A 12,276-nucleotide genomic window follows, 5' to 3' on the forward strand; every position below is an offset into this window, starting at 1 on the left:
CGCCAGGCCTTGCCCGCCTGGACTCACTTCTACAACTGGCACCGGCCCCACCACGGCATCAGCCTGATGCCTCCCGTGTCTCGTCTTTCGATTCCTCGAAAGAACCTCTTGACACTCCACATGTAGCCCACCACCACGCGTCCGGCCAGCCCCTTGCCGGTGCGCTCCGCCGCGTCGGCCGCATCCCGGGCCAGCCGCAGGATGGCCGCGGCATCGCGGTACAGCACGGCGCCGGCGGCGGTCAGGCGCACGCTGCGGCTGGTGCGCTCCAGCAGGCGCACCTTCACCGCGTGCTCCAGCAGCTGGATCTGCCGCGACAAGGGCGGCTGCGTCATGTGCAGGCGCGCCGCCGCGCGGCCGAAGTGCAGTTCCTCGGCGACGGCCACGAAGCAGCGAAGCTGGAACAGGTCGAGCATCCATCCACATTCTGCATCGATCGATCCACGATCTGGCTTGGACGCGGATCGATCGCCTGCCTACACTCGGCCCGAACAGGAGACAAGCCATGAACAGGATCGCTTCCGCGCTGGTGCTGGCGCTCGCTGCCACCGGGGCGTTGGCCCAAGGCGCGGCCGCCGGCTGGCCGGCCCGCCCCGTGACCGTCGTCGTGCCCTTCCCCCCGGGCGGCGGCACCGACACGGGCGCGCGCATCGTCGCCGAGCAGCTCTCGCGCAAATGGGGCAAGCCGGTCCTCATCGACAACAAGGGCGGTGCGGCCGGCCAGATCGGCGCCGACGTCGTCGCCAAGGCCAGGCCCGACGGCTACACCCTGCTCATGGGCAACATCGGCACGCAGGCGATCAATCCTTCGCTGTACGGCAGGATGCCCTACGACCCGGACAAGGCCTTCGCGCCGGTGGCGCTGGTCGCGGACCTGCCGCTGGCGATGATGGTCAACCCGAACGTGCCGGCGAAAAGCGTCAAGGAGTTCATCGCGCTGGCCAGGGCGCAGCCGGGCAAGCTGACCTACAGCAGCTCCGGCGCCGGCGGCGGGCCGCACCTGGCGGCGGAGATGTTCAAGGACGCGACCGGCAGCTTCATCCTGCACGTGCCTTACCGCGGCGGCGGCCCGGCGATCGCCGACCTGCTCGCCGGCCACGTGCAGCTGTCCTTCATGACCGTGCTGGAGGCCAGCGGCCAGATCAAGGCGGGCAAGCTGCGCGCGCTGGCCGTCACCAGCGACAAGCGCGTGCCCGCCCTGCCCGACGTGCCCACACTGGCCGAAGCGGCCGTGCCGGGCTTCAACAGCATCTCCTGGATCGGCCTGCTGGCGCCGGCCGGCACGCCGCGCGAACTGGTGGACAAGATCTCCGCCGACGTGCGCGAGGTGGTGGCGCGCGAGGACGTGAAGGACAAGCTGGTGCAGCTCGGGGCCGTGCCCAACGCCACCACGCCGGCGCAGTTCGCTGCGCTGATCGACAATGACCGCAAGCGCTACGCCCAGATCATCCGCGAGCGCAAGATCACCGTGAACTGAAGTCCCCATGCCACAGCGGCCCGTCCTCCTGCAAGTCCTCCCCCTGCTGCCCGTGCTCGAACGCGGGCTCGCCGAACGCTACAGCGTCCACAAGTTGCCGCCCGCCGGCCCCGAGCGCGAGGCCTTCCTCGCCCAGCGCGGCGGCGAATTCGACGGCGTGGTCACCTCCGCGCAGGGTGGCGCAAGCAGCGCGCTGCTCTCCTCCCTGCCCAGGCTGCGGGTGATCTCCAGCTTCGGCGTCGGGCTGGACCAGTTGGACCTGCCGCTGGCGGCGCAGCGCGGCATCCCCGTGGGCTACACGCCCGACGTGCTCAACGACTGCGTAGCCGACATGGCGTTCGCGCTGGTGCTCGCCACCGGACGCCGGATTCCGGAAGCGGACCGCTTCGTGCGCGCCGGCCAATGGGCGCGCAAGCCGCCCACGCCCTTCCCGCTCGGACGCCAGGTGAGCGGCGCGAAGCTCGGCATCGTGGGGCTGGGGCGCATCGGCCGCACGATCGCCAGGCGCGCCGGCGGCTTCGACATGGACGTGCGCTACCACAGCCGCCGCCCGGTGGAAGGCGTGGCCTGGAGCTACGAGCCGCAGCTGCTGGAACTCGCGCGCTGGGCCGACTTCCTGGTGGTGATCACCGCGGGCGGAGCACAGACCCGCCACCTGATCGACGCGCGCGTGCTCGACGCACTGGGGCCCGAGGGTTACCTGGTGAACGTGGCGCGCGGCACCGTCGTCGACGAGGCCGCCCTGGTGCGCGCGCTGCTGGAAAAGCGCATCGCCGGCGCCGGCCTGGACGTGTACGAGAACGAGCCGCAGGTGCCGCAGGAGCTCTTCGCCCTGGACAACGTGGTGCTGGCCCCGCACATCTCCAGTTCGACCGTGCAGACGCGGCAGGCGATGGCGCAGCGCGTGCTGGACAACCTGGACGCCTTCTTCGCGGGCCGCGAGATGCCCAGCCGCGCACCCGCGCCCTGATCAGTGCTGCGTCACCTCGTCCTCGAATTCGATCTCGAGGACGGACGGGGCCAGTGCGAACAGGTGCAAGGCGTCCGTGCGGTCGGCCCGGTAGGTCTCGCCGGGCACCAGGATCACGTCCCGCGGGTCGCTGTCGTGCGTGATCCAGACGCTGCCCGAGTGGCAGCGCAGCGCGAAGGTGTCGTCCACGGTGTCGAACACGTGGGCTTCGCCCTTGTCGATCTCGATGGCGAAGCGGCGGGTCACGCGCGGCGCCGGCCGCAGCCGGAGTTCGCGCATGAGCGGGTGGTTGTGGCGCAGCCGTTCGTTGACGAACTGCAGTGAGTCCTCTTTGTTCATTGGTCACTCCTTGCAGCCATGGTGCTGCAGGGCAGTGCAATGGCTGGCCGGGACGGTCCGGCAGGAGCCGTCGGAGACGGACGCCGCCGCGGGTAGGGGCAGCCTCCTCAGCCGTGCGCAGGATCAGCCGGGCTTGCCGCGCTCCCCGGACTTGCTCCAGGTGTCTCCGGCGCCCTGTTCAGGCAGGCCCAGCACCGCCCGGACGGCGCGCAGCAGCGCGTGCGGCTCGAAGGGCTTGGTGATGTAGCCGTCGGCGCCGGCGGCGATGCCCTTGAGCACGGCCTCGCGCGTGGCCTTGCCGGTGAGCATGATCACCGGCACTTCCTTGAGCACCGGATGCTGGCGCACGCGCATGAGGATGTCGAAGCCGTCCGCATCGGGCAGCACCACGTCGAGCAGGATGAGGTCGGGGCGCGGCGGGCGGCGGATCTCGTGGACCACCTGCTCGCGCGTGCCCGCCTGGCGCACGGCGAAGCCGGACAGGGACAGCAGCGTCGCGGTGAAGCTGGCTAGCTGCGGGTCGTCCTCGACCACCACGACCTGCAGCGCTTCGCCGGGCTGGCGCTGGGGCGGCGCGCCGCGCTGGCGCGCGATCTCGACGAAGAAGCCGGCGCGTTGCAGCGAGGCGAGGCTCGCGTCCGCCTCTTCCTTGCCGGCCGCGCGCGAGAGCTGCTTGACATCGGCGTTCCACTGCGCCGTGAAAGGATCCACCTCCAGGCGCTGCACCAGCCGCAGGTCGCGCAGGTCCTTCAGCGTGCTGGTGAAGGCCGCGCGCTGCGCGGCGTCCATGCCGCGCGTGAGCTGGGCGACGTCGAGGGTGCCGTCGATGCGCACGAGCACGTTGATCTGCGCGGCCGTCAGGCGCGTGGCGCCGCCGCGCAGCTCGGCCTCGCCGAGGGGAGAAAGGGCGTGGATCTCTTCTGGAAACAACATGGCCGCATCGCTTGGAAACTAGCGCGACCTTAACGCAAAACGCCCAGCCGGGCTGCAGCCAATTCCCTGCGCACGAGCTGGCACCGCGTAGTTGCCCGCATCCTTGCCGCGCACGATCGGCGTAGCGTGGCGGCATCCCGGAGAACGACAGGAGAACCGCCATGAAGGAGCCCTCTTCCCAGGCCGAGCTCGCGCTGCGCGATGCCGCCCGCGAATACCACCGCACGCCCGGCAAGGGCAAGATCTCGGTCACCCCGACCAAGCCCCTGTCGAACCAGCGCGACCTGTCGCTCGCGTATTCGCCGGGCGTGGCCTACCCCTGCCTGGACATCCAGGCCGACCCGTCGCTGGCCGCCGAGTACACGTCGCGCGGCAACCTCGTCGGCGTGATCACCAACGGCACGGCGGTGCTGGGCCTGGGCGACATCGGCCCGCTGGCCGGCAAGCCGGTGATGGAAGGCAAGGCCTGCCTGTTCAAGAAGTTCGCCGGCATCGACGTGTTCGACATCGAGCTGGCCGAACGCGACCCGGACAAGCTGGTCGACATCATCGCCGCGCTGGAGCCCACGCTGGGCGGCATCAACCTGGAAGACATCAAGGCGCCCGAGTGCTTCTACATCGAGCGCAAGCTGCGCGAGCGCCTGAACATCCCCGTGTTCCACGACGACCAGCACGGCACCGCGATCATCTCGGGCGCGGCGCTGCTCAATGGGCTGGAGCTGGTGGGCAAGAAGATCGCCGAGGTCAAGCTCGTGTCCTCGGGCGCGGGCGCGGCGGCGATCGCCTGCCTCGACCTCATGGTCGGACTGGGCATCAACCCGCGCAACATCTACGTCGTGGACTCCAAGGGCGTGGTCTACCAGGGCCGCGCGGGCGGACTGGACCCGTCCAAGGCGAAGTACGCGCAGGACACCTCGGCACGCACGCTCGCCGACGTCGTCCGGAACGCCGACGTGTTCCTGGGCTGCTCCACCGCCGGCGTGCTGACCGCGGAGATGGTCAAGACGATGGCGGCGCAGCCGATCATCCTGGCGCTCGCCAATCCCGAGCCGGAGATCCGGCCCGAGACCGCCAAGCAGGCGCGGCCGGACTGCATCATCGCCACGGGACGCTCCGACTATCCGAACCAGGTGAACAACGTCCTGTGCTTCCCCTACATCTTCCGCGGCGCGCTGGACTGCGGCGCCGCCAAGATCACCGAGGCGATGAAGCTCGCCTGCGTGCGGGAAATCGCGGATCTGGCCAAGGCGGACATCAGCGAGGAGGTGGCCAACGCCTATGCGGGCAAGGAGCTGTCCTTCGGGCCGGACTACATCATCCCCACGCCCTTCGACTCGCGCCTGATCCTGCGCATCGCCCCGGCGGTCGCGCGGGCGGCGGCGGAATCGGGCGTCGCCTCGCGGCCGATCACCGACTTCGACGGCTACCGCCAGAACCTCACGCGCTTCGTCTACCAGACGGGCATGATCATGCGGCCGGTGTTCGTCGCCGCCCGCAATTCGAACGCGAAGCGCGTGGCATACGCCGAGGGAGAGGACGACCGGGTGCTGCGCGCCGCGCAGCTCGCGCTGGACGAGAAGCTGGCGCAGCCCATCCTCATCGGCCGGCCGCCGGTGATCGAGGCGCGCATCGCCAAGGCCGGCTTGCGCATGAAGCTGGGCCAGGACGTGGAGTGCGTCAATCCCGAGAGCGATGCGCGCTTTCGCCAGTACTGGGAAACCTACCACCGCATGATGGGCCGCAACGGCATCACGCCGGAGGCCGCGAAGGCGGCGGTGCGCCGCTCCAACACGCTGATCGGGGCGCTGGCCGTGCATCTCGGGGACGCGGACGCGATGTTGTGCGGCCTGGTCGGACGCTTCGAGCACCACCTGGAGCACGTGCGCGACGTGATCGGCGCCCGCCCGGGCGAAGGCTTCGCGGCGCTGAACGCGCTGATGCTGCCGAACCGCACGCTGTTCATCGCCGACACCTACGTCAACGAGGACCCCAGCGCGGAACTGCTGGCCTGCATCGCGCGCATGGCCGCCGCCCAGGTGCGCAGCTTCGGCCTGCCGCCCAAGGTGGCCTTCCTCTCGCACAGCAACTACGGATCATCGCGCCGCGGTTCGGCCGGCAAGATGCGCCAGGCGCGCGAGCTGTTCGCCCGCATGTGCCCCGACATCGAGAGCGACGGGGAGCTGCAGGGGGATGCCGCGCTGTCGGAAAAGGTGCGCCGCGACAGCCTGATGGACAGCACGCTCGCCGGCGAAGCCAACCTGCTGATCTGCCCCAACCTCGACTCGGCCAACATCCTGTTCAACGTGCTGAAGATGACGGGTGGGTCGGGCGTGACGGTGGGGCCGATGCTGCTGGGCGCGAAAGCGCCGGTGCATGTCCTCACGCCGTCGGCGACGGTGCGGCGCGTGGTGAACATGACGGCCCTGGTCGCCGCGGCGGGGGTGCGCGTGGAGTAGCAGGGCTTGGCGGGCGCCGGCCGGCCCTGGCGCGTCCACGCGCAGCCGCGCTCTGCGCTCCGCCAAAAGAAAAGGAGCGCCAGAGGCGCTCCAGTCGTGCGGGCGGCAGACCCGCGGATTCGATTTTTTTGGCTACCGCTTAGCGGACGCGGCCGCGGCGGAACAGGTTCACGATGGCCAGCAGGATGATGGCGCCAACGAGCGACACGACCACGGAGCCGATGCTGATGCCCTGGTTGATGGTGCCGACGCCCACCAGAGGGGAAATCAGCCAGCCACCCAGGAACGCGCCGACGATACCCACCACGACGTTCAGCAGGATGCCCTGCTGGCCATCAGTGCGCATCACCAAGCTCGCGAGCCAGCCCACGATACCGCCAATGATCAACCAAATCAGAAAACCCATAGTGCACTCCTAAAGCCGCGAACGGCGAGTTGTTGAAGGTCGGGCCGCAACCCGGTCCGGGTCACCTCCCACCTGCCCCATCCGGGGCGGGTGCTGCTCACTATGGGCGGCCCGTCCAAGCGCGGGCGTAGTCACGCGTAAAGCGAATCGGTGCGGTCCCGGCGCGTGGGCGCGTCGGACAACCCCTACTGGCCCAGCCTTATTCACGGGTTAGTCCGCTCAAACGCCCTGCCCCGTGGCGCGCAAAATACGGCCGGGCACCGCCCCAGCTCGGCGGCACCGTTCTTGCTTTTGCAGCCTTCGTCTTCCCGAGAAACCCGGAGTTCGTATGCACAAGAGGGCCTTCCTCCACACCGTTGCCGCCCTGGCGCTCGCCGCCAGCTTCCCCGCCCAGGCGCAGACCGCCACGCCGATCAAGTTCCTGCTGGACTGGCGCTTCGAAGGTCCGGCGGCGCTGTTCCTGCAACCGGTGGCGAAGGGCTATTTCAAGGCCGCCGGCCTGGACGTGCAGGTCGACGCGGGCACCGGCTCCGGCGCCGCCGTGCAGCGCGTGGCCAGCGGCACCTACGACATGGGCTTCGCCGACATGGCGGCCCTGATGGAGTTCCACGCCAACAACCCCGACGCGCCGAACAAGCCGGTGGCCGTCATGATGGTCTACAACAACACGCCGGCCGCGGTGATGGCGCTCAAGAAATCCGGGATCAAGTCGCCCGCGGACCTCAATGGCAAGAAGCTGGGCGCACCGGTGTTCGATGCCGGCCGGCGCGGCTTCCCGATCTTCCAGAAGGCGAACAACGTCCCGAACGTCACCTGGGTGTCCATGGACCCGCCGCTGCGCGAGACCATGCTGGCCCGCGGGGACATCGACGCGATCACCGGCTTTTCCTTCACCTCGCTGCTGAACCTCGAGGCGCGCGGCGTCAAGCCGGAGGACATCGTCACGCTGCCCTATGCGCAGCACGGCGTGAAGCTCTATGGCAACGTGATCATCGCCTCGCCCAAGCTGATCCGCGAGAACCCGAACGCGATCAAGGCCTTCCTCACCGCATTCTCCAGGGGCGCGAAGGAGGTCATGGCCAATCCCGACGCCGCGGTGGAGTTCATCAAGCAGCGCGACGGCATCATCGACACCAAGCTGGAGACGCGCCGGCTGAAGATGGCGATCAACGACGTGATCGCCAGCCCCGACGCGCGCGCCGAAGGCTTCGGCACGGTCAATCCCTCGCGCCTGTCGCTCATGGCCTCGCAGGTCTCGGACGCCTTCAACACCAAGACCCGGGTCAACGCCGACGCCGTGTGGAACGGCGCCTTCCTGCCCGCCAAGGCGGACCTCAACGTGCTGCCCGCGGCGAAGAAGTGAGCGCCGGGACCGACAGCGCCTTCATCGATTTCCGGGCGGTCTGGCTCGCCTACAACGACGAACTGCTGCGCGCGGGGCAGTTCGCGGTGGAGGCGATCGACCTGCAGGTGCGCCAGGGCGAGTTCATCGCCATCGTCGGCCCTTCGGGCTGCGGCAAGTCCACGTTCATGAAGCTCGCGACGGGGCTGCGGCCGCCGTCGCGCGGGCGCATCCTCATCGACAGCCAGCCGGTCACCGGGCCGCTGAAGATCTCGGGCATGGCGTTCCAGGCGCCTTCGCTGCTGCCGTGGCGCACCACGGTGGACAACGTGCTGCTGCCGCTGGAGATCGTCGAGCCGTACCGCAGCCAGTTCAAGAAAAAGCGCCCCGAGTACGAGGCGCGCGCCCGCGCCTTGCTGGCCAAGGTGGGGCTCGCCGGCTACGAGGACAAGTTTCCCTGGCAGCTCTCGGGCGGCATGCAGCAGCGCGCGAGCATCTGCCGCGCGCTGGTCCACGAACCCAAGATGCTGCTGCTCGACGAGCCGTTCGGCGCGCTCGATGCCTTCACGCGCGAGGAGCTGTGGTGCATCCTGCGCGACCTGTGGACCGAGCAGCGCTTCAACGTGGTGCTGGTGACGCACGACCTGCGCGAATCGGTGTTCCTCGCGGACACGGTCTACGTCATGAGCAAGAGCCCCGGCCGCTTCATCGTCAGGCGCGACATCGAACTGCCGCGGCCGCGCGAGCTGGAGCTGACCTACACCAAGGAGTTCAGCGACATCGTCCACGAACTGCGCGGCCACATCGGCGCCATGCGCGGGCAGAAGGCGGAGGCGGCGCCATGAAGCACGCGCACTTCGAGCGCTGGGCGCCGCTGCTGCTGGTGCTGGCGCTGCTGGTCCTCTGGCAGGTCGTGGTGTCGGCCTTCGGCATCCCCGAGTTCCTCTTTCCCAGCCCGTGGCAGATCGCGCAGCAGATGGCGGAGTTCAAGGGCCCGCTGCTGGCCGCGTCCTGGAGCACGTTCTGGGTGACCATGGTGGGCTTCGCGATCGCCATCGTCGTGGGCGTGCTGCTCGGTTTCCTGATCGGCTCCTCGCGCCTGGCGTACGCAGCGCTGTACCCGGTCATGGTGGGCTTCAACGCGGTGCCCAAGGCGGCCATCGTGCCCATCCTCGTGGTGTGGTTCGGCATCGGCCTGGGGCCCGGCATCGTGACGGCCTTCCTGATCTCCTTCTTCCCCATCATGGTCAACATCGCCACCGGCCTGGCGACCCTGGAGCCGGAGCTGGAGGACGTGCTGCGCGTGCTGGGCGCCCGCCGCTGGGACGTGCTGGTGAAGGTCGGCCTGCCGCGCGCCATGCCCTACTTCTACGGCTCGCTCAAGATCGCGATCACGCTGGCCTTCGTCGGCACCGTGCTGGCGGAGATGACGGCCGGCGACAGCGGCATCGGCAACCTGATCCAGACCGCGGGCAGCCAGCAGCGCATGCCGCTCGCCTTCGCCGGCCTGGTGGTGATCAGCATCATGGCGATGGCCATGTACGAGCTGTTCAGCGCGATCGAGAAGCACACCACGGGCTGGGCGCACCGGGGTTCGCAGGCGCAGTAAGGTGGCCCGATGACCTGGCATGCGAGCCTGCAGCTCGATTACACGCGCGAAGGCGGGCGCAGCGTCGCGCGCTTCGCGCACGACGGGCCCCTGCGCATCCTGCAAAGCCTGTGGCCCGAAGGCGCGGGCGTGTGCCACAACGTGCTGGTGCACCCTCCGGGCGGCCTGGTGGGTGGCGACACGCTGGCGATCGCCGTGCGGGCGGCAGAAGGAAGCCACGGCCTCGTGACCACGCCCGGCGCATCGCGCTTCTACCGCAGCGAGGGCGCGCTCGCGGCGCAGGACGTGCAGGTGCGCGTCGAAAGCGGCGCCCGGCTGGAATGGCTGCCGCTCGAAGCGCTGTACTACAGCGGCTGCCGCGCCGACAACCGCCTGCGGATGGAACTCGCCCCGGGTGCGGAGTTGCTGGGATGGGACGTCGCCGCGCTGGGCCTGCCGCAAGCGGGGCAGCCCTTCGTGCGCGGGAGCGTGCTGCAGCACCTGGAGCTTGCCGGTGCATGGCTGGAGCGTGGCCGCATCGCGGCGGACGACGCGCGGCTGCTGGACGGGCCGCTGGGTCTGGCCGGCCATCGTTGCCTGGCCAGCCTCTTCTTCGCCAGCGGCAGCGAGATCGCGCGGGCGCAGCGCGAAGCCCTGCTGGATGCGGCGCGCGCCGTGATCGAGCCGCATGGCCTCGCCGGCAGTGCGGGCGCCACGGCGCCGGGCCCACGCGTGGTGGTCGTGCGCGTGCTGGCCCCCTTGGTGGAACCCGCCATGCAGCTGCTCAAGGCGGTGCGGCGGGCCTGGCGGCCGCTGCTCTGGCAGTTGCCGCCGGACGAGCCGCGCGGCTGGACGATCTAGCCCCCGTCGCGCGCGCCGCCTCGGCTGCAAGGCTCCGTCCTACCCGACCATGGGCGCGCTGCGGCCCGCCGCCGACGCCCCTCTCCGGCAGCGCCCGGACGGTCCGTCGCCCACACTGGGTGCATCTGACGAACCCAAGGAGTTCTCCCATGAAAAAGACGGACCGATCGCTCACGAGCATGCTGTCCTATGCTGCCGCCGCGCTGCTCGCGGTCGGTGCCGCCACCGCCCAGGTCGCGACGGCAGGGACGGACGCCAGCTTCCCCGGCGGTTCCTCCATCGATTCCTCCGGCAGCTTCCGCTCCGAAATGCAATCCTGCATGAGCGGCAAGACGCAGCAGGATCGCGAGACCTGCATGAAGGAAGCCCGCAACGCCGCCGCCGAGAAGAGCCGCGGCCGGCTGGAAACCTATGGCGCCAACGACCAGCACGCCGTCGCGCGCTGCGACGTGCATCCCGCCGGCGAAGACCGCGCCGCCTGCCAGGCCCGCGTGATGGGCATGGGCAGCGTCGACGGCAGCGTCGCCGGTGGCGGCCTGATCCGCGAAGTGGAAACCGTGGTCCTGCCTGCGGGCCAGAACTCCATCACCGTGGAGCCGCAGACCGACGCCGGCCCCGTGGTCCTGGTGCCGTCGCGCTAAGCACCGCGACCCCGTCCTACCATCCTGGCCCGCCCGGCCGCATAAGCTGGGCGGGTCAGCCGTTTCTGGAGCACACGATGAACGACAGCAAGAAGGGTCCGGGCGAGGCCGCCGGCGATGGAGGCGCGTTGCATGGTTACCGCAACGAGGTGAGCTGGGACGAGGGCAAGGGCCGCCAGCCTTATGCGAACCGGGGCGAGGTGGAGCAATCGCCCGATGCGATGCCGGCGCCGGAGGCCGGCAATGCCGGCGAGACCGCCGGCAGGAACCTCGAGGACCTGGAGGAGGTCAAGCGCAAACCCGACCGGGACGCGAGCGAGTCACCCCGCCGGACCTGATCGGGCGCGCTGCGTGCGCGGGCTTCAGAGGATGTGCAGGAACATCAGCAGCAGGATGACGATCAGCGGTACGCCGAGAAGCCAGAGAATGACGGGCATGGTGGTCTCCTTGAAGGTGGTACTGGGTCCACCTTAAGCACCACGGCCCCTGCGGAAAACGGGGCGGGAGAGAAAGCCCGGGTAGGAAGAGGCCGGATTTACAGGGCAGCGGGCTCAGATCGCGACGAGCTGCCGCACGCCGTGCGCTTCCATGTCCTTGCCCTGCCCGCGCGCGATCACCTCGCCGCGCTCCATCACCGCATAGCTGTCCGCCAGCTCGCGGGCGAAGTCGTAGTACTGCTCCACCAGCACGATCGCCATGTCGCCGCGATCGGCCAGCATGCGGATCACGCGGCCTATGTCCTTGATGATGCTGGGCTGGATGCCCTCGGTCGGCTCGTCCAGCACCAGCAGCCTGGGCCCGGCCGCCAGCGCGCGGGCAATGGCGAGCTGCTGCTGCTGGCCACCCGAGAGGTCCCCGCCGCGCCGGTGCAGCATCTGCCGCAGCACCGGAAAGAGCTCGAACAGTTCCGCCGGCACGGGCGTGCCGCCGGCCCGGGTGGCCAGCCCCATGCGCAGGTTCTCCTCCACCGTCAGGCGCGCGAAGATCTCGCGGCCCTGCGGCACGAAGCCGATCCCGGCGCGCGCGCGCTCGTAAGGCGTGCGGCCCTGCAGGGCCTTGCCGTCGAAGTCGATGCTGCCGGTCTTGATGGGAACGAGCCCCATCAGCGCCTTGAGCAAGGTGGTCTTGCCCACCCCGTTGCGCCCCAGGATCACCGTGACCTGCCCGGCCTTCGCCTCCAGGCTCACGTCGCGCAGGATGTGCGATCCGCCGTAGTACTGGTTGATGTTCCTGATGCTCAGCATGTCGGACGCAACGAGCGAC

The 12,276-nt window shown here is 69.6% G+C and carries 13 protein-coding genes and 2 pseudogenes; 10 read left to right on the forward strand and 5 right to left on the reverse strand.

The genetic code is table 11. The features are described 5' to 3' along the window. Positions 1-126 (forward strand): annotated as a pseudogene (locus AC3EGR_RS10930) (IS481 family transposase); the annotation flags it as partial. On the opposite strand, the pseudogene AC3EGR_RS10935 reads toward AC3EGR_RS10930, so the two are convergent. After that, positions 111-416, reverse strand: a pseudogene (locus AC3EGR_RS10935) (LysR family transcriptional regulator); the annotation flags it as partial. The pseudogenes AC3EGR_RS10930 and AC3EGR_RS10935 overlap by 16 nt on opposite strands. 89 nt (positions 417-505) lie before the next feature. Here AC3EGR_RS10935 and AC3EGR_RS10940 point away from each other — a divergent pair. Continuing rightward, entirely contained in the window at positions 506-1,477 is a 972-nt protein-coding gene (locus tag AC3EGR_RS10940; protein ID WP_488546510.1) for a Bug family tripartite tricarboxylate transporter substrate binding protein, read from the forward strand. 7 nt (positions 1,478-1,484) lie between these two features. Then, entirely contained in the window at positions 1,485-2,447 is a 963-nt protein-coding gene (locus tag AC3EGR_RS10945) for a 2-hydroxyacid dehydrogenase (RefSeq protein WP_488546511.1), read from the forward strand. Here AC3EGR_RS10945 and AC3EGR_RS10950 read toward each other — a convergent pair whose 3' ends face one another. Both AC3EGR_RS10950 and AC3EGR_RS10955 read right to left on the reverse strand, forming a co-directional pair. Then, entirely contained in the window at positions 2,448-2,786 is a 339-nt protein-coding gene (locus tag AC3EGR_RS10950) for a DUF2917 domain-containing protein (RefSeq protein WP_488546512.1), read from the reverse strand. Between the two features lie 123 nt (positions 2,787-2,909). Next, the gene (locus AC3EGR_RS10955) at positions 2,910-3,719 is read right to left on the reverse strand and encodes a response regulator transcription factor (RefSeq protein WP_488546513.1); all 810 of its coding nucleotides are present in this window, start codon (positions 3,717-3,719) and stop codon (positions 2,910-2,912) included. A gap of 161 nt (positions 3,720-3,880) precedes the next feature. Between AC3EGR_RS10955 and AC3EGR_RS10960 the strand changes: the two genes are divergently transcribed. Beyond that, positions 3,881-6,175: an NADP-dependent malic enzyme gene (locus tag AC3EGR_RS10960; protein ID WP_488546514.1), complete on the forward strand. Its 2,295-nt coding sequence runs from the start codon at positions 3,881-3,883 to the stop codon at positions 6,173-6,175. Between the two features lie 139 nt (positions 6,176-6,314). Here AC3EGR_RS10960 and AC3EGR_RS10965 read toward each other — a convergent pair whose 3' ends face one another. Continuing rightward, complete coding sequence (locus AC3EGR_RS10965) at positions 6,315-6,581, reverse strand: GlsB/YeaQ/YmgE family stress response membrane protein (RefSeq protein ID WP_488546515.1); 267 nt, start codon at positions 6,579-6,581, stop codon at positions 6,315-6,317. 328 nt (positions 6,582-6,909) lie between these two features. Here AC3EGR_RS10965 and AC3EGR_RS10970 point away from each other — a divergent pair, with 328 nt between their 5' ends. The 6 genes from AC3EGR_RS10970 (at position 6,910) to AC3EGR_RS10995 (ending at position 11,351) form a co-directional block, all read left to right on the forward strand. Further along, positions 6,910-7,944 carry an ABC transporter substrate-binding protein gene (locus AC3EGR_RS10970; protein WP_488546516.1) on the forward strand — a complete coding sequence of 345 codons (1,035 nt, stop codon included), beginning with the start codon at positions 6,910-6,912 and terminating at the stop codon, positions 7,942-7,944. Beyond that, positions 7,941-8,768, forward strand: a complete 828-nt coding sequence (locus AC3EGR_RS10975) for an ABC transporter ATP-binding protein (protein WP_488546517.1) — start codon at positions 7,941-7,943, stop codon at positions 8,766-8,768. Before AC3EGR_RS10970 ends, AC3EGR_RS10975 begins: the two co-directional genes overlap by 4 nt. Further along, positions 8,765-9,532: an ABC transporter permease gene (locus tag AC3EGR_RS10980; RefSeq protein ID WP_488546518.1), complete on the forward strand. Its 768-nt coding sequence runs from the start codon at positions 8,765-8,767 to the stop codon at positions 9,530-9,532. Before AC3EGR_RS10975 ends, AC3EGR_RS10980 begins: the two co-directional genes overlap by 4 nt. Before the next feature lie 9 nt (positions 9,533-9,541). Then, on the forward strand, positions 9,542-10,372 hold the full coding sequence (locus AC3EGR_RS10985) for an urease accessory protein UreD (RefSeq protein ID WP_488546519.1): 831 nt from the start codon (positions 9,542-9,544) through the stop codon (positions 10,370-10,372). Positions 10,373-10,521: 149 nt separating this feature from the next. Then, on the forward strand, positions 10,522-11,013 hold the full coding sequence (locus AC3EGR_RS10990) for a hypothetical protein (RefSeq protein ID WP_488546520.1): 492 nt from the start codon (positions 10,522-10,524) through the stop codon (positions 11,011-11,013). Positions 11,014-11,090: 77 nt separating this feature from the next. Then, the gene (locus tag AC3EGR_RS10995; protein WP_488546521.1) at positions 11,091-11,351 is read left to right on the forward strand and encodes a hypothetical protein; all 261 of its coding nucleotides are present in this window, start codon (positions 11,091-11,093) and stop codon (positions 11,349-11,351) included. Between the two features lie 213 nt (positions 11,352-11,564). Here AC3EGR_RS10995 and urtE read toward each other — a convergent pair whose 3' ends face one another. Next, positions 11,565-12,257 carry an urea ABC transporter ATP-binding subunit UrtE gene (gene urtE, locus AC3EGR_RS11000; RefSeq protein WP_488546522.1) on the reverse strand — a complete coding sequence of 231 codons (693 nt, stop codon included), beginning with the start codon at positions 12,255-12,257 and terminating at the stop codon, positions 11,565-11,567. Positions 12,258-12,276: the final 19 nt, after the last annotated feature.

It is taken from the genome of Ramlibacter sp. G4-7 (assembly GCF_057784995.1).